Below are 17,552 nucleotides of genomic sequence, written 5' to 3' on the forward strand. Positions count from 1 at the left end.
GTAATCCAACGATATTTCATACCATCATTAAACAATGGTAATAAATTTTTGGGTATAAAACCTCATCATTACCCCATCTTCTGACCCCCCATTGAGAGATAAGCCCGATTCACAATACAATAACAGAATGTGAAAATAATTATATTAATGAACATCTCCTGCGATGAGTGAACCCAAAAGCTATAAAGATACAGTAAATCTGCCCCAAACTAGCTTTAACATGAGAGCTAATGCGGTGCAAAAAGAACCAGAATTACAAAAATTTTGGACAGAAAATCAAATCTACGAAAAATTAGCTGAAAATAACCCCAAAGAATTATTTGTCCTCCATGATGGCCCTCCCTACGCCAACGGAGACTTACACATGGGCCATGCCCTTAACAAAGTTTTAAAAGATATTATTAATAAATATAAATTACTACAAGGTCACAAAGTTCGTTATGTACCCGGTTGGGATTGCCACGGCTTACCCATCGAATTAAAAGTATTACAAAGTATTCCCGAAGAAAAAAGACCAAAATTATCGCCTATCAAATTGCGGTATAAAGCCCGTGACTTTGCCCTTAAAACCCAAAAAAAACAAGCCGAAGGATTTAAACGGTATGGCATCTGGGGAGACTGGGAAAATCCTTATCTCACCCTCAAACCCGAATATGAAGCCGCCCAAATCGAAGTGTTTGGTAAAATGGCGATCAATGGTTATATCTACCGTGGTTTAAAACCTGTCCATTGGAGTCCTAGTTCTCAAACCGCCCTCGCTGAAGCAGAATTGGAATATCCTGAAGGGCATACCTCCCGCAGTATCTATGCTAGTTTTACCATCACTAAGTTGAGCGACAAAGCCTCGCATTTAGAGCAATATATGCCTAATTTGGGAGTTGCCATCTGGACGACTACCCCTTGGACAATTCCAGGTAACTTGGCAGTAGCTGTTAACGGTAAGCTAGATTATGCAGTGGTGGAAGTTGTTGCTGGGGAAAATGATTCTTTAGTAAAACAGGGGCAATATTTAATTGTTGCTCAAGATTTGGTAGAAAACCTTGGTAATACCTTCGGTGTGACATTAGAAGTTAAAACCACAGTTAAGGGCGCTGATTTAGAACTATCGACCTATAAACATCCCCTCTTTGATAGAGAAAGCCCCGTGGTTATTGGCGGTGACTATATCACCACAGAATCTGGTACAGGATTAGTACACACAGCCCCTGGCCATGGACAAGAGGACTATATCACAGGGCAAAAGTACCATTTACCAATCCTTTCCCCTGTGGATAATAAAGGTAACTTTACCGAGGAAGCTGGGGAGTTTGCGGGTTTAAATGTATTGAAGGATGCTAACCAAGCCATCATCGATGCTTTAACTGATAAAGGTAGTCTTTTGAAAGAAGAAGCCTATCAACATAAATATCCCTACGATTGGCGCACCAAAAAACCCACCATCTTCCGTGCCACGGAGCAGTGGTTTGCCTCGGTGGATGGTTTCAGAGAGGAAGCATTAAAAGCTATCAAAGAGGTTAACTGGATTCCTGCCCAGGGGGAGAATCGCATCACTCCCATGGTGAGCGAAAGAAATGATTGGTGTATCTCCCGTCAACGGAGTTGGGGTTTACCGATTCCTGTGTTTTATGATGAGGAAACCAATGAGCCTTTGTTGAATGAGGAAACTATCAACCATGTTCGGGATATTATCAGGGAAAAAGGTTCCGATGCTTGGTGGTTGATGTCGGTGGAGGAGTTATTACCTGAGAGTTACCGCAATAATGGTAAAACCTACCGTAAGGGTATGGATACCATGGATGTATGGTTTGATTCTGGTTCGTCTTGGGCGGCGGTGGCAAATCAACGGGAGGAGTTAAAATACCCTGTGGACTTATATTTGGAGGGTTCTGATCAACATCGGGGCTGGTTCCAATCTAGTCTTTTAACCAGTGTAGCGGTAAATGGTCATGCTCCTTATAAGACTGTGTTAACCCATGGTTTTGTGTTGGATGAGAAGGGCATGAAGATGAGTAAGTCCATTGGTAATGTGGTTGATCCTAATTTAATCATTAATGGGGGTAAAAATCAAAAGCAACAACCTCCCTACGGTGCAGATGTGTTACGTCTTTGGGTGTCTTCTACGGATTATTCTGGGGATGTGCGTATTGGGGATAGTATCATCAAGCAGTTGGCAGATGTTTATCGTAAAATTCGTAATACGGCTCGATTTTTGATCGGTAGTTTACATGATTTTGATCCTACTAAAAATGCTGTGAGTTATGCTGATTTACCTGAGTTGGACAAGTACATTTTGCATGAAACTCATCAGGTTTTTACGGAAATCACTGAGGCTTATGATAGTTTCCAATTTTTTAAGTTCTTCCAAAAGGTACAGAATTTCTGTGTAGTGGATCTTTCTAATTTCTATCTGGATGTGGCGAAAGATAGGCTTTATATTTCGGATCTTGATTCTGCCCGTCGTCGCAGTTGTCAGACTGTTATGGCTATTATACTGGAAAATCTGGCAAGGGCGATCGCCCCTGTATTATGTCATATGGCGGAGGACATCTGGCAAAATCTCCCCTACCAAAAGCCCTGTAATTCAGTGTTTGAGGCTGGTTGGCTCAAATTGGAGTCGGAGTGGGTGCAAAGCCCCGAATTTGTCCAAAAATGGCAGGAATTACGCCATATCCGCACCGGGGTTAACAAAATTTTGGATGATGCCCGTAACCAAAAGCTCATCGGTGCTTCCCTTGAGGCGAAAGTGTTGGTATATGACACCACAGGTAAGTTAGCGGATACTTTGGCAAGTCTCAATCCTGATGATGCGCTTAATGATGGTAACCGGGTGGATGAGTTGCGTTATCTGTTGTTAGTGTCTCAGGTGGAGTTGGTAGATGATGAGTCTGCCTTGGATGTAAGTGACTATCGAGGAGAAATCACTTTAACCGATACTACTCTTAAGGTAGCAGTAGTTAATGCAGAAGGGCGTAAGTGCGATCGGTGTTGGAACTATTCTAATTCTGTGGGTACTTTTGTTGATGAACCTCTAATTTGCAACAGGTGTAAGGAAGCCTTGGTTGGTAATTTCTAACTATATTATGGGGTGGGAATTTTCTCACCCTTTGACTATAAGATTTCTCCCTATGGGAAAAACGTTGAGGGGGCATAAGCCCCCATATGATCAAATCTGATTTCTATGGTGATCGTCTCTGACCGTGTAATAATTTACATGGCTAACAGACAACACTTAATGAATTTTACTCAGATGAGCTGTGATACTAAATCCATAGATCAAAATATACCTTAGTTCAATTTATTGAACGATAAACTATTAGCCTTGTAATTTATTGCAAGGCGAGTAATGATAAATTTTCTAAATCGGATTTGGTATGATTTGTTGATCATTTAAAAACTAAATCCCTAACTCCTGTTTGAGAGCAGATACTTTGTTGGTTTTTTCCCAAGGTAAGTCTAAATCATTCCTACCAAAATGACCGTAAGCCGCCACATCTTGATAAAAACGACCTCCCCTTTGGCTAGGTAGGGAACAAAGATCAAACATTTGAATAATACCTGCGGGGCGTAAGTCAAAATGAGCTTTTACTGCCGATAGTAGTTTTTCTTCGGACACTTTCGCCGTGCCAAAGGTTTCGATAAAAATACTCACGGGTTGAGCTACCCCGATAGCATAACTTACCTGTACTTCACATTTAGAAGCAAGTCCGGCCGCAACGATATTTTTCGCCACATAACGACAGGCATAGGAGGCACTGCGATCGACTTTTGTGGGATCTTTTCCTGAAAATGCACCGCCCCCATGGCGAGAATAACCGCCGTAGGTATCAATAATGATTTTTCTACCCGTTAAACCTGAATCTCCTTGAGGGCCACCGATGACGAATTTTCCAGTGGGATTGAGCAAGAAACGGGTTTTATTAGATGGTTTTATGTCTAAGTCATGGAAGACTGGGTTAACTACGGTTTCTTGGATCGCTTCTTTTAGGGTAGCTTGGATCTTATCATTATCGGTGATACTTCCTATACTCTCAGCGTGTTGAGTAGAGATGAGGATGGTATCAATGCCTACGGGGCGATCGTTTTCATAGGCTACTGTTACCTGAGTTTTGCCGTCAGGCCCTAGATAAGGTAATTCGCCAGATTTTCTAACGGCGGCTAGTCTTCTGGACATTCTATGGGCAAGACTGATGGGTAAGGGCATTAGTTCGGGGGTTTCGTCACAGGCAAACCCAAACATTAATCCTTGATCTCCCGCTCCGATTTTATCTAACTCATCATCGCTTAGTTTTTCCCTTTGTTCATGAGCTTTATCTACCCCTTGGGCAATGTCCGCAGATTGTTCGTCAAGGGCTACTAATACCGAGCAACTATTGGCAGAAAAACCATTATTAGCATCGGTGTAACCAATTTCGGCAATTTTTTTACGGGCTAGGTCAATATAATTGACTTGAGCTTTGGAGGAAATTTCCCCTGTAATTAGCACTAATCCTGTATTAACTACAACCTCTGCGGCCACTCTACTATATTGATCTTCATTTAGAAGAGCGTCTAATATAGTATCAGAGATTTGGTCACATATTTTGTCTGGATGTCCCTCGGTGACAGACTCGGAGGTAAATAAATATTTTCTACTCAACGTTTTCCCTCGGTGATTTTGTTGTTTAACCCTATATGATATAAGTTAAGATTACCTTTAAGCAAATATATTCTTTTTATTACATCCTAAACATTGTTAATTTTTAGTATTTTCTATTATAAAAAAAACATACTATTTTTATTTTTTATATTAGTTTCGCAAGGGCTTTTTGGTTGTGAAAATAAATTTTTAACACAGCTAAATAATTACGCAAATGTAAGTTCTTTAAATAGTGTAGATATTATTAAAAATATTACGGAGGATAATGATTTAAATTTATGTAATACTGATAATTTCCTCCTTTCTGAAGATAATGCCAATGTTTATGAGTTAAGTAAAACGGAATATGTAGTAGAAGTTTTTTGTTTTGTGGGGGCTTATCAGGGTAGTTATCAGTTTCTTTTTTATGATGCTAATCAGGTTGAACATCAAATCAGTGGTTTGAGTTTTACTGTTTTTGAGGAGACGGGAAATGGTTTACAAATTATAGAAACTTCTCTGTTAACCGGTTCAGTTGAGTTTGATCCAGAAATGATGTTGTTAATGGTGGATAGAAAAGCTCGGGGCTTAGGGGATTGCGGTAGCTATGGGGTTTATCGGTGGGAAAACAATAGTTTTGTTTTGGCAGAATATCGTTATAAGGGTGAATGTGATGGGGTTTATATCCCAGTGGAGGATTATCCTTTAATTTATCCTTAAGGTTGAGAAGGATTTTCTTAATAACTTTTATTGTTCTAGTGACAGATTAAGTGCGATCGCACTAGAATAGTAAATAGGAATCTGACAACAAACACACAAAAGTAATGACAGACAGTTCAACCATTGAGAAAAAACGCTCAAAAGTGGAAGGAATTAAAGAGCGTAGTAACTTTTTAAGAGAACCAGTAGCCACCGAGTTAAAGCAAGACACAACCCATTTTAGTGAAGATGGTATCCAAATATTAAAATTTCACGGCTCCTATCAACAAGATAACCGAGACAACAGGGTTAAAGGTCAAGAAAAAGACTATCAATTCATGTTACGTACCCGTAACCCCGGGGGTTTTATTCCCCATCAACTTTACCTAGCCCTAGAACAACTTTCCGAAGAATACGGTAACCATACCCTTAGAGTCACCACCAGACAAGGTTATCAAATTCACGGCATTTTAAAGAAAAATCTTAAAACCGTAATTAAAACCATCGTTCAGAACATGGGTTCTACCCTTGGAGCTTGTGGAGATTTAAACCGTAACGTCATGGCCCCCCCCGCCCCCTACAAAAATCGCTTAGATTATCAATATGCGTGGGAATATGCTGACAAAATCGCCGATTTATTAGCCCCCCAAAGTGGTGCTTATTACGAAATCTGGTTAGACGGTGAAAAAGCCATTACAGGGGAAGAAGCCCCCGAAGTAAAAGCAGCCCGTCAAAAAAACCTTAACGGTAGTACCTTTGAACAATCTCCAGAGCCGATTTATGGTACTCAGTATATGCCCCGTAAGTTTAAATGTTCCGTAACCGTACCAGGAGATAACTCCATTGACGTTTACACCCATGACTTGAGTTTGGTCGTAATTACCAATAAAAAAGGAGAATTACAGGGCTTTAATGTTCTTGCCGGGGGCGGTTTAGGGCGTACCCATCGTAAAGAAGAAACCTTTGCTCGTAGTGCCGATGAAATTGGTTTTGTGAAAAAAGATGATGTTTTTGACTTAGTAAAAGCAGTAGTCGCTACCCAAAGGGATTATGGCGATCGCACCAATCGCCGTCACGCCAGAATGAAATATTTAATCAACGATTGGGGAGTAGAAAAATTCAAAACCCAACTAGAAAAATACTTCGGCAAAAAACTAGAACCCTTCAAAAAACTAGCCAAATGGAAATATGAAGACTACTTAGGATGGCACCAACAAGGAGACGGAAAACTATTCCTCGGTATTTCCGTAGAAAACGGTAGGGTAAAAAATGACGGTAAATTCCAACTCAAAACCGCCCTCAAAGAAGTAATTACCAAATACGAATTACCCACCCGCCTAACCGCCAACCATAACATTATTCTCTATGAAATTGATCGCCAATGGCAAGAAGACATTAACCAGATTTTCCGCTCCAACGGCGTAGAATTAGATCCAGAGAATATCAACCACCTTACCCGTTATTCCATGGCTTGTCCTGCACTACCCACCTGCGGACTAGCTACCACCGAATCTGAAAGGATTTTACCTAGTATTGTCGATCGCATCGACACCCTACTAGCTAAACTTGGTATGGCAGAAGAAACCTTCGTTATTAGAATGACAGGTTGCCCTAACGGTTGCGCACGCCCCTACATGGCAGAATTAGGTTTTGTAGGTTCAGCCCCCAACGTCTATCAAATTTGGTTAGGAGGTTGCCCCAATCAAACCAGACTAGCGCGCACCTACCAAGAAAAACTCAATATCGCCGAACTAGAACAATTTTTAGAACCCCTATTCGTTTACTTCCGTGATAGCAAAAAGAAAAACGAAACCTTTGGCGACTTCTGTAACCGTGTTGGTTTTGATGCCCTCAGAGAATACGCCCAAACCTATCAACCTAGCAAGAAAAAAACCATGAAAAAAGGCGAGAAAAAACCCCGTGCTAAACGTAACGAACATCGTATCAGTGTTAACGAAGAATGGTACCAAAAACTAAAAACCGTCTCCACCGAGGAGAAAAAAGCCATGAATCAAATAGTTGCCGAAGCATTAGAGGCCTATTTCGATAAATAGACAAAGGCAAAAAAGGATAATTTTTCAGGTTTGATTAATTATCCTGAAAATAGTCATAAAACCCCGTCATTTTAAAACGGCTTTATGTTAATTTTTCGGTTTCAGGTTGCAGGTGGATAAACCTTATCCAAGCGTCACAGGAATTATTATCAATACAAATAAGAGTTATTAAAAATCATTAAGGAAAAGATTAATAAATATCATCATCCTTTATCTTGTCAAACGTACCACCCTTGTTTATGCTTATGTTAGATAAAAATTAAAATTCTGACATCAAAATAAAATTATCGACAAAAAATAAAACTTTCTGAGTTTTTTTTGTCCAAATGGATTTTTCCCATCATTAAGGGATCGGCCGTCCAACAAAGTAGTACATAAGAACTGCTAAAAAGATAATTTTAACAAAGTGCAGAATTAGGAGATAACAAAAACCAAAAATGTCAATTGCAGTAGGAATGATTGAAACCTTAGGGTTTCCCGCAGTAGTAGAAGCTGCTGATGCCATGGTGAAAGCCGCTCGTGTAACCCTTGTGGGTTATGAAAAAATCGGTAGTGGTCGTGTAACCGTAATTGTTAGAGGAGACGTATCCGAAGTACAGGCATCCGTCGCCGCTGGGATTGAAAGAGCAAATAGCGTCAATGGTGGAGAAGTTCTTTCCACCCATATTATTGCTCGTCCCCATGAAAACCTCGAATATGTACTACCCATTCGTTATACCGAAGAAGTAGAACAATTCCGTAGTTATTAAAAGACAATCTTAATCTAACTACCTAAAATAAGTAGTTTTAACTTAAAATTCATAGAAAATCACAAAAATAGGAAAAATTAATTATGTCAATTGCAGTAGGAATGATTGAAACCTTAGGTTTCCCCGCCGTAGTAGAAGCCGCTGACTCCATGGTAAAGGCTGCCCGTGTAACCCTTGTGGGTTATGAAAAAATCGGTAGTGGTCGTGTGACTGTTATCGTCAGAGGAGATGTATCCGAAGTACAAGCCTCCATCGCCGCGGGAATCGAAGGAGCAAACAGAGTCAACGGCGGTCAGGTACTCTCTACCCATATCATTGCTCGTCCCCACGAAAACCTCGAATATGTACTACCTATCCGTTACACCGAGGAAGTTGAGCAATTCCGTAGTTATTAATTTTAGATAGCTACCTATAAACATCATAGTGTCAGTCAAAACAAAAAAAAGTAACGATTATGTCAATTGCAGTAGGAATGATTGAAACCTTAGGGTTTCCCGCAGTGGTAGAAGCCGCTGATGCCATGGTGAAAGCTGCCCGTGTAACCCTTGTGGGTTATGAAAAAATCGGTAGTGGTCGTGTGACTGTTATCGTCAGAGGAGATGTATCCGAAGTACAAGCGTCAATTTCTGCGGGTATTGACAATGTAAAACGGGTAAATGGTGGTCAGGTATTATCCCACCATATCATCGCTCGTCCCCATGAAAACCTCGAATATGTATTACCCATTCGCTATACCGAAGAAGTGGAACAATTCAGAGAAAGCATCAATCCTCGTCCTTTAGGCGGCAACAGAAGACCATAATTTTAGGTTAATCAAGTGCAAATAGCTCAAGTATGCGGTACGGTCGTTAGTAATCTTAAGTCAAGAAATTTGACGGGGGTAAAACTTCTTTTGGTTCAACTCATAGACGCTGAAGGTAATTTACTGCCTACCTATGAAGTGGCGGGGGATACAGTCGGTGCAGGAATCAATGAATGGGTTTTACTAACTAGGGGCAGTGCGGCGAGAAAGGAAACAGGGCAGGAAAATCGTCCGGTAGATGCCATGGTGGTAGGGATTATTGATACGGTAACAGTGGCTTCAGGAATGCTTTACAGCAAAAAAGATGCCGAAAGAATGTATTAATCTACTACCTTTTCCCTTTCTTAAATAAAAGTCGAGGACAAGGAGACTAACTAATAATCATAGGGGACTGGTTAACCTCTTTTGTCCTTTCAGAACATTTCGTAGTATAAAAAATGGAGGTTTTCATGCGCGTCCCTAAAATGGCAGCGCCCCCTACTCCTTGGTCTAAGGATTTAGCTGAACCGAGGGTAGATGAAACTGCCTATGTTCACTCTTTTTCTAATCTAATCGGTGATGTGAAGGTGGGTTCCCATGTGATGGTGGCCCCTGGTACTTCTATTCGTGCCGACGAAGGTACACCCTTTTATATTGGTGATGATAGCAATATTCAAGATGGGGTAGTAATTCATGGTTTAGAACAAGGTAGAGTTAGGGGAGATGACGGCAAAGATTATTCCGTATGGATTGGTAAGGAAAGCTGTATTACTCATTTATGTTTAATCCATGGACCTGCCTATGTGGGTAATAATTGTTTTATTGGGTTTCGTTCCACAATTTTTAATGCCAGAGTTGGTGAAGGTTGCATTGTGATGATGCACGCCTTAATTCAGGATGTGGAGATTCCCCCCGGGAAGTATGTTCCTTCGGGTTCAATTATTACGAATCAACAACAAGCGGATCGTCTTCCTGATGTTCAACCGGAGGATCTCGAATTTGCTTCCCATGTGGTTCATATTAATGAGGCTTTAGCGCAGGGTTATCTTTGTGCTGAAAATCATGCTTGTATCACTAATTTCCGTACTCAGAATTCTCCTGTTTCTTCTAATCATAATAATAATCAAGATAATAATAGTTATCAATCAGTAACTAATATGAGTTTAAATACAGATATAGTAAATCAAGTTCGTTCTCTACTCAGACAGGGTTATAAAATTGGAGTAGAGTATGCTAGTGTGCGTCGTTTTAAAACCAAGTCTTGGTTGACTGGTTCTCTTAATAATGCTACCCAAGAAGCTCAAGTTTTGGCAGGGTTGGAAAGTTTTTTAAATGAACACCAAGGGGAATATGTTCGTTTGATTGGGGTTGATACTGAGGCTAAGGCAAGGGTAGCGGAAATTATTATCCAGCGCCCCGATGATACCCCTGGTCAACCTTCCCGTTTAAATGCTACTTCTGTAGCTCCTGCGGTGGCTCAGGCAACTAATAATGGTGGTGGTGCTTCTGTGGTGGCTGCTAATGGTACTGATATTAGTGGGGAGGTGCGATCGCTCGTACAAGGCGGTTATAATATTGGGGTGGAACACGCTGATATTCGTCGCTTCAAGGCGAAATCTTGGATCACTGCCCCCAGTATTACCACTAATTCTGTTAATGAAGCGGTTAAAACCTTACAGGGCTATTTAAAAGAGTTTGATGGGGAGTATGTACGTATTATTGGGGTTGATCCTCAAGCCAAAAAAAGGGTTTCCCAAACCATCATCCAGCGCCCCGGGGAATCGGCCTCGGTAAGTAGTAATGGAAGTTCTGCCCCTGCCCGTCACAATGGTAATGGTGGTGGCTCTGTAACCACTAGCTTAAGTGCGGATGCGGTGCAACAGGTGCGCTCTTTATTAAGCCAAGGTTATCAGATTGGCACGGAACACGCTGATATACGTCACTTTAAGGCAAAGTCTTGGAAAAGTTGTTCCCCCATTAAGGCAACCAATGAAAGGGATGTTTTGACGGCCTTAGAAGGTTGTATGAAGGATCATGCTGGGGAGTATGTGCGCATGATTGGTATTGACACCGAGGCCAAACGCCGTGTGTTGGAAATGATGATCCAGCGCCCCGGGGAAAGCCGTGAGGCTCAAACGGTGGCTCCTGCTTCCCGTGCTAGTGGTGCTAGTCGTCCTGCCCCTGCAACTTCTTCTAATGGTCGTAATGGACATACCGTTAGTAGTCGTTTAGGGGATGATGTACTTAAGCAGTTGCGATCGCTCCTGTCCCAAGGCTACAAAATTGGCACTGAACACGCCACCGTAAGACGTTTCAAAGCTAAATCTTGGCAGAGTTGCGCCCCCATTAACAGTACCAACGAATCTGAAGTGATCAGAGCTTTAGAGGGTTGTTTACAGGATCATGATGGGGAATATGTCCGCATGATTGGTATCGATACCGAAGCCAGAAAACGTGTAGCTGAAGCCATTATCCAGCGCCCATAGTTGTTTTTTTCCCTCTCTTGTGGTCTTTATTTACTACTTATTAAAAGAGGGGGAAATTATTTCAAAAAAAATAAAAGTATATTCATAAAAAATAAATTTAATCTTATTTTATCTATAAAATATACCATTTTATATTTATATTAATAATTACTAAAAATAATAAGTAGTTTTAATTCTTTTAAAAAAAGTTCAAAAAAATAGCTCGAATGTCATTACCCATTCTGCAACCCAGCACCAGTAAAAATATCCAAATCCGAGGCGATGTCACCATTGATGATAGTGCGGTAATTGCTGACGGTGTGATTATCAATGCACCAGAAGGGGCAAAAATCATTATTCATAGTGGAGTATGCTTGGGCATGGGTTCGATTGTGACGGCTTTTCCTGAGGCTACCATCGAAATTAAAGCCAATGCTATTTTAGGGGCAGGTTGTCTTATTTTTGGACAATGTATCATCGGTAATCAAGTTTCCATTGGTTCGGCGGTAACCATATATAATGTAGATATTGAGCCTTTGAGTGTTATTCCCTCTGGCACGGTTAAGGGCGATCGCTCCAGAACTGTTACCATAGAAAGTAAGCCTATTACCGAAACCCTAGACACCAACGAAAATAACTCAGAAGAAACCACAACCCCAACGGAAAATCAAGAGTTAGACAAAGCCAAATCCGACGCCATCAAACAACAACAACATCTCAATAAATATCGAAATCAAGTACAATCAGTTAACCCTATTCCCCAAGAAACAGAAAATCACCTCCCCCAAAATTCTCCAAGTAACTATAATCAAGACGAAAAACAACCTCCCATCAAAACCGATGATGACCCTTGGGGTATAATGAAAACCGATAATAAAGAAGTAGCAGGGCAAGTATATATCAATAGACTATTCGTCACCCTATTTCCGGAAAAAAACATCCCTCCCCAACAAACCTAAAGTAAATAATTGCCCCATATGGGTAAAATATATTAGTTACTTTGATTTTCCCTTGATAAAACATTGAATACATATTCCGTGGATGAGTTTCACAAAGCAAGTGAAGCCATTATTCAAACTGCTACCTTTCTTGATAGTAAAGGATGGACTCCCGCTACGAGTAGTAACTTTTCCCATGTAGTGGGTAATAATCTGTGTGCCATTACCGTATCAGGAAAGCATAAAGGTAGATTAACCCCTGATGATATTATGGTGGTGGATTTTGATGGTGTGCCAGTGGATAATAAAAAACCATCGGCGGAGACTTTGCTACATACTACCTTATATCAAAGAGATGCAGAAATTGGCTCGATACTTCATACCCACTCCCTTAACAGTACAATATTGAGTAGGTTAATTGATCAACCCTATTGGCAGATAGAAGGTTATGAATTGCAAAAAGCCTTCACAGGTATCAACACCCATGAAAGTAATATCACTATTCCCATTTTCGATAATAGTCAAGATATTCCTAGTCTTGCCCAAGAAGTTATTGCATATTTAGATAAAGGTAATCCCTGCTGGGGATATTTAATTAGAGGGCATGGGGTTTATACATGGGGTAAGGATATTAACAGCGCCCTTAGACACTTAGAAGCGATAGAATATCTAATGGAGTGTGAATTGGAAATGATCAAAATTACAGGAAGAAGATGACTAGCTTAAAGATATTTGATGATAACAACCCTACCGAAGCACTTTTTGATAGTGAGGAAATAACTAATTCTGCGGATAAAATAGACAAAATTATTTATCATCTCCAACAGGTAGGGGTAAAATTTGAGCAATGGCAAACTAATGACGAGATTAAGTTAGGGGCTAGTCAAGGGGAAGTTTTGCAGGGTTATAATGAAGATGTACAACGATTAATCAAAGAAGCTGGTTATCAGGCGGTGGATGTGGTTAGTTTAACCAGTGATAATCCTAATAAAGAGGCTTTTAGAGAAAAATTTTTAAATGAGCATACCCACAGTGAAGATGAGGTGCGCTTTTTTGTGGCCGGGGAGGGTTTATTTAGTTTACACCTTCATGATAAGGTGTTCGAGGTGTTATGCACCAAGGGAGATTTAATTAGTGTACCTGCTAACACCCCCCATTGGTTTGATATGGGGCCTAATCCTAATTTTATTGCCATTCGTCTTTTTAATAATCCTCAAGGATGGGTTGCTAATTTTACTGGTTCAAATATTGCTTCAAAATTTTCTCGTCTTGAAAACTAAATCTGGCTTTGCTTAACTTAGATATGATTTTTTGTGGCGGGGAATAGGCAATGGTAATTAATTTTTTTATTATTAAATTTTGTCGTTATTTTTATTGTAATGTATCTCATTATTCAGTCATACTTTAAATCCTAATTTTTCTTATGATTAAAGCAATTTTAACCGATATTGAGGGAACTACTAGCTCTATTTCTTTTGTTAAAGATGTGTTATTTCCCTATGCTTATCAAGAAATTGAAAATTTTCTCATTCAACATTTTAATAATGATCTTGTTTATGAACAAGTGAGGGCTGTATGTGAGTTAGAAGGGTTAAAAGATGGTTGTCAACCTCGTCAAATTGCAGAGATTTTAAGGGAATGGATTAAGGGCGATCGCAAATTAACCCCCCTCAAAGAATTACAAGGAATGATCTGGGAAAAGGGATATAAAAATGGTGATTATCAAGCTCATATTTATCCAGATGCTTATGATAAATTAACCCAATGGCATGGGCAAAATATCCCTATATATATATATTCTTCTGGTTCTGTATATGCTCAAAAATTATTTTTTGGCTACTCAGATTATGGTAACATACTCAACTTATTTTCAGGCTTTTTTGATACTAATATTGGCTATAAACAAGAGGTTAATTCCTATTTATTAATATCAGAACAAATGGGCTTTTTACCTCAAGAAATACTATTTTTATCAGACATAGAAAAGGAAATAATTTCTGCAAGAAAAGCAGGAATGAAAACCATATGGGTAATAAGAGATCCAGAAGAATTTAGAGAAGTTAACCAACAAAATCAATCCCATAGAATAGTTAGAGATTTTCAAGATATTAATCTTATTTAAATTTATTAAATATTAATCATTAGCTTTGTATTCTATAACTAAATGAAACATTAATCTAGATTCAAACTTAATAGGTATTGTTTGATACTTAGTTGACTCTAAATAATAAATGATATAATTATTAGTAGTTACATATTATTAGGTAAATCGTGAAAATTTCAATTATTATAGCCAGTAACAATAAAAATTTAGCCCTTGCCAAGCAAATTAAAAAAATTGCCATGGATATGGGAAACGAAACCCAAATCATTGATTTAGTGGCCGAAGATTTACCCCTTTATACTCCTGCAAATCAAGAAAAATTAGGTATTCCCTCCAAAGTAAAACAACTCAACGATACCATCACCCACAGTGAAGGAATGATATTTGTTGCTCCCGAATATAACGGCGGTATTCCCCCTAGTTTAACAAGTGCGATCGCATGGCTGAGCGTCAGTTCAGAAAATTGGCGAGGATGTTTTAACGGTAAACCAGCGGCCATTGCTACCCATAGCGGAGGAGGGGGGCAATATGTACTATTATCTATGAGAAATCAACTATCATATATCGGGATGAATGTAGTGGGTAGAACTATTTTAACTAACGGTGGTAAACCCTTTAACCCAGAATCAGCCCAAGAGGTAATTAAACAATTAGTAAGCTGGAAAACTCACACAGTTTAAAAAAAACTCCATGGGTTATTGTTTTTTAGATTTAAGCAAATCAACCTAGACTCAAAATACAAACTGAGTTATACTAAATTTTTAGCTACACCGATAAAACTAAAAAAAGTATCTACACAACAGAATGGAATTAGCAGATTTAAAAAGAGAAATAACTGTAATAACAGAGCGCCTGAGTGACACTCAGGACTATCTTTGACATACCCAATCTTAAAGCTAATATTCATGACTTAGAGCAAGTGGCAAGTCAGCCCAGTTTCTGGGATAACGCCGATGAGGCTCAAAAAATTCTCCAAGATTTAAACGAATTAAAATCCTCCCTTACTCAAGTTAATCAGTGGCAAAAATCTTTAGAAGATACTAAAGCTATTGTGGAATTGTTGGAACTAGAGGAAGAAGATTTAGAGTTATTTACCGAGGCAGAAAATAATTTAAGTCATCTTGCCCAAGAATTAGACCGCTGGGAGTTGCGTAAGTTACTCAGTGGGGTTTACGATCAAAAAGGGGCAGTGTTGACTATTAATGCAGGGGCAGGAGGCACGGATGCTCAAGATTGGGCGCAAATGTTATTGAGGATGTATAGTCGTTGGAGTGAAAATCAGGGCTATAAGGTTACTTTAACGGATATGTCGGAAGGAGATGAGGCGGGAATTAAGTCTGTTACCCTCGAAATTGAGGGGCGTTATGCTTTTGGTTATTTGAGGGGTGAAAAAGGCACTCATCGCTTAGTGAGAATCTCTCCTTTTAATGCTAACGGTAAAAGACAAACCAGTTTTGCGGGGGTGGATGTGATGCCTTTATTGGAAAATGAGGCTATTAATGTGGAAATTCCTGATAAGGATTTGGAAATTACGACTTCCCGGGCGGGGGGCAAAGGTGGACAAAATGTCAATAAGGTGGAAACGGCAGTAAGGGTGGTACATTTACCCACAGGCATTGCCGTAAGGTGTACCCAGGAGCGATCGCAATTACAAAACAAAGAGAAAGCCCTTGCTATACTAAAAGCCAAACTATTGGTAATTGCCCAGGAGCAAAAAATTAGGGAAATTGCTGAAATAAGGGGCGATATTGTGGAGGCAGCTTGGGGAATGCAGATTCGTAATTATGTATTTCACCCTTATCAGATGGTTAAGGATTTACGCACTAATGTGGAAACCACGGCCATTGATAATGTTATGGATGGAGACTTAGACGATTTCATTGAAGCATACCTCAAAACTGCAATTTAGGGAAAAATTTAAGTCTTCAATTCTTAAGGAGTGCTAAATGCGATTCTTAAGGAGTGCTAATGTAACGGCGTAATAAAGTTTTATAATTTCATACTCTATAAACCATGACTCTCGTTACTTTTTTTTGCTTTAAAAAAAAATAAAGTTGTATAATTACCCAATACACTAAGTTGATTATATGCCACAGATACTAAAGTTATAGAAATAAAGTTATATATTTTACTGTAAATTATTAGAACAAAATATTGATTTAAACTTAATCCAAAGATAATTTGATAGTCCTAAAGGGATAAGAATGAATTGTAGTGATGGACAAAAAGCCAGATAGCACCAACGTGATTCTCTATCTTCTTAGAAAAAGATAAAGTTCTTCTGACCAGACATGAGACTCTCTGGCGTAGAGTGCCGTTAAAACGCTCAATGTAGTTGGTCTGACCCGTCTGTTTTCCCACTGCTAGATGACGTTTGCTCGGAAAGACCACACCATAAGCTTGCCAGAAGTCCGTATAAGCCATAGCACATTGACGATAGACTGGAAGCAAAGATGCCCACAAGTGTTTTGCTCCTAACTCAGAACGGTCTCCGACATAAAGTCCCACAATCTCACGGGTATCGACATCCAAAGCTAACCAAATCCAACATTGTTGCTGTTTATTCCCCACAAAAGACCACATCTCATCGCATTGAATTGTTAATCGCCCTTTTTTTTGAGGAAATATGCACGTGCTGGGGTATAGCTTCATATTTCTGATTGACATAGTTTTGTAGCCAAGGCTCAGAAATATCACTGACTCGAGCAATACCAGCTAGAGGGAGCTTTTCAAGCAGGAGCTTGTCAATCAGCTGCTTTGTTTCAGGGGAGATTATTTTCTGTTGAGGATTCTCGACAAATTGGCGACCACAATCACGGCATTTATGGTTCTGCTTGCCATTGTGGATGCGACCATTTTTTACTACTTTTGTGGACTGGCAGTTTGGGCAGTGAGGCATTTTAAGGAGACTTTTTGCTTCTTTTTTTCTATTATCCTTACATTTATAGGACTACCAAAGTACTATCACACCCTTATAAGATTTAATTATTCAAAAAATAAAGTTGGTAAATTTGGATAAGATTGAATTTTTAAAAAATATTGTAAAACAATTAACAATAAAAAAGTTGGTAAATTAATAACTACATATATCTAAATGTGTTTTAGTAACTATTTGGGGAAAGTGGCATTGCTAAATAAGGATATGAT

General features: G+C 39.4%; 16 protein-coding genes. 14 read left to right on the plus strand and 2 right to left on the minus strand.

Annotation, left to right across the window (positions count from 1 at the left end; all coding sequences use genetic code 11):
• The first annotated feature begins 163 nt into the window (after positions 1-163).
• Positions 164-3,073: an isoleucine--tRNA ligase gene (gene ileS, locus IQ215_RS07715; protein WP_193800740.1), complete on the plus strand. Its 2,910-nt coding sequence runs from the start codon at positions 164-166 to the stop codon at positions 3,071-3,073.
• Between the two features lie 321 nt (positions 3,074-3,394).
• Here ileS and metK read toward each other — a convergent pair whose 3' ends face one another.
• Complete coding sequence (metK, locus tag IQ215_RS07720) at positions 3,395-4,636, minus strand: methionine adenosyltransferase (RefSeq protein ID WP_193800741.1); 1,242 nt, start codon at positions 4,634-4,636, stop codon at positions 3,395-3,397.
• Positions 4,637-4,729: 93 nt separating this feature from the next.
• Between metK and IQ215_RS07725 the strand changes: the two genes are divergently transcribed.
• The 13 genes from IQ215_RS07725 (at position 4,730) to prfB (ending at position 16,314) form a co-directional block, all read left to right on the plus strand.
• On the plus strand, positions 4,730-5,335 hold the full coding sequence (locus tag IQ215_RS07725) for a DUF1176 domain-containing protein (protein ID WP_193800742.1): 606 nt from the start codon (positions 4,730-4,732) through the stop codon (positions 5,333-5,335).
• A gap of 104 nt (positions 5,336-5,439) precedes the next feature.
• A complete protein-coding gene (gene sir / locus IQ215_RS07730; RefSeq protein WP_193800743.1) occupies positions 5,440-7,368 on the plus strand; it encodes a sulfite reductase, ferredoxin dependent in 1,929 nt (642 codons plus the stop codon).
• Between the two features lie 437 nt (positions 7,369-7,805).
• The gene (locus tag IQ215_RS07735; protein ID WP_193800744.1) at positions 7,806-8,117 is read left to right on the plus strand and encodes a carbon dioxide-concentrating mechanism protein CcmK; all 312 of its coding nucleotides are present in this window, start codon (positions 7,806-7,808) and stop codon (positions 8,115-8,117) included.
• Between the two features lie 83 nt (positions 8,118-8,200).
• Positions 8,201-8,512, plus strand: coding sequence for a carbon dioxide-concentrating mechanism protein CcmK (locus IQ215_RS07740; protein WP_015221526.1), 312 nt, complete (start codon positions 8,201-8,203; stop codon positions 8,510-8,512).
• Between the two features lie 59 nt (positions 8,513-8,571).
• On the plus strand, positions 8,572-8,919 hold the full coding sequence (locus IQ215_RS07745) for a carbon dioxide-concentrating mechanism protein CcmK (RefSeq protein ID WP_069790047.1): 348 nt from the start codon (positions 8,572-8,574) through the stop codon (positions 8,917-8,919).
• Between the two features lie 15 nt (positions 8,920-8,934).
• Positions 8,935-9,243, plus strand: coding sequence for a EutN/CcmL family microcompartment protein (locus IQ215_RS07750; protein WP_193800745.1), 309 nt, complete (start codon positions 8,935-8,937; stop codon positions 9,241-9,243).
• 125 nt (positions 9,244-9,368) lie between these two features.
• Positions 9,369-11,384 (plus strand): ribulose bisphosphate carboxylase small subunit, encoded by a 2,016-nt coding sequence (locus IQ215_RS07755; protein ID WP_193800746.1) that lies wholly within the window; start codon positions 9,369-9,371, stop codon positions 11,382-11,384.
• A 206-nt stretch (positions 11,385-11,590) separates the two neighbouring features.
• On the plus strand, positions 11,591-12,322 hold the full coding sequence (locus tag IQ215_RS07760; protein ID WP_193800747.1) for a hypothetical protein: 732 nt from the start codon (positions 11,591-11,593) through the stop codon (positions 12,320-12,322).
• A 63-nt stretch (positions 12,323-12,385) separates the two neighbouring features.
• The gene (locus IQ215_RS07765) at positions 12,386-13,018 is read left to right on the plus strand and encodes a methylthioribulose 1-phosphate dehydratase (RefSeq protein ID WP_206688542.1); all 633 of its coding nucleotides are present in this window, start codon (positions 12,386-12,388) and stop codon (positions 13,016-13,018) included.
• Complete coding sequence (locus tag IQ215_RS07770) at positions 13,015-13,581, plus strand: 1,2-dihydroxy-3-keto-5-methylthiopentene dioxygenase (RefSeq protein ID WP_193800748.1); 567 nt, start codon at positions 13,015-13,017, stop codon at positions 13,579-13,581. The genes IQ215_RS07765 and IQ215_RS07770 overlap by 4 nt, the downstream gene beginning before the upstream one ends.
• A gap of 143 nt (positions 13,582-13,724) precedes the next feature.
• The gene (gene mtnC, locus IQ215_RS07775; RefSeq protein ID WP_193800749.1) at positions 13,725-14,423 is read left to right on the plus strand and encodes an acireductone synthase; all 699 of its coding nucleotides are present in this window, start codon (positions 13,725-13,727) and stop codon (positions 14,421-14,423) included.
• A 149-nt stretch (positions 14,424-14,572) separates the two neighbouring features.
• Entirely contained in the window at positions 14,573-15,085 is a 513-nt protein-coding gene (locus IQ215_RS07780; protein WP_193800750.1) for an NAD(P)H-dependent oxidoreductase, read from the plus strand.
• 124 nt (positions 15,086-15,209) lie between these two features.
• A protein-coding gene (gene prfB / locus IQ215_RS07785) for a peptide chain release factor 2 (RefSeq protein WP_193800751.1) occupies positions 15,210-16,314 on the plus strand; the annotation gives its coding sequence in 2 pieces (ribosomal slippage) (positions 15,210-15,281 and positions 15,283-16,314; 1,104 coding nt in all).
• A gap of 281 nt (positions 16,315-16,595) precedes the next feature.
• Here prfB and IQ215_RS07790 read toward each other — a convergent pair.
• A protein-coding gene (locus IQ215_RS07790; protein WP_431355526.1) for an IS1 family transposase occupies positions 16,596-17,304 on the minus strand; the annotation gives its coding sequence in 2 pieces (ribosomal slippage) (positions 16,596-17,012 and positions 17,014-17,304; 708 coding nt in all).
• Between the last annotated feature and the right edge of the window lie 248 nt (positions 17,305-17,552).

It is taken from the genome of Cyanobacterium stanieri LEGE 03274, assembly GCF_015207825.1.
Lineage (GTDB): Bacteria > Cyanobacteriota > Cyanobacteriia > Cyanobacteriales > Cyanobacteriaceae > Cyanobacterium > Cyanobacterium stanieri_B.

Coding starts and splice junctions, on each gene's coding strand:
- ileS (WP_193800740.1), top strand. CDS start 164: ATGAGTGAACCCAAAAGCTATAAAGATACAGTAAATCTGCCCCAAACT.
- IQ215_RS07745 (WP_069790047.1), top strand. CDS start 8,572: ATGTCAATTGCAGTAGGAATGATTGAAACCTTAGGGTTTCCCGCAGTG.
- IQ215_RS07770 (WP_193800748.1), top strand. CDS start 13,015: ATGACTAGCTTAAAGATATTTGATGATAACAACCCTACCGAAGCACTT.
- IQ215_RS07740 (WP_015221526.1), top strand. CDS start 8,201: ATGTCAATTGCAGTAGGAATGATTGAAACCTTAGGTTTCCCCGCCGTA.
- mtnC (WP_193800749.1), top strand. CDS start 13,725: ATGATTAAAGCAATTTTAACCGATATTGAGGGAACTACTAGCTCTATT.
- IQ215_RS07755 (WP_193800746.1), top strand. CDS start 9,369: ATGCGCGTCCCTAAAATGGCAGCGCCCCCTACTCCTTGGTCTAAGGAT.
- IQ215_RS07760 (WP_193800747.1), top strand. CDS start 11,591: ATGTCATTACCCATTCTGCAACCCAGCACCAGTAAAAATATCCAAATC.
- sir (WP_193800743.1), top strand. CDS start 5,440: ATGACAGACAGTTCAACCATTGAGAAAAAACGCTCAAAAGTGGAAGGA.
- IQ215_RS07735 (WP_193800744.1), top strand. CDS start 7,806: ATGTCAATTGCAGTAGGAATGATTGAAACCTTAGGGTTTCCCGCAGTA.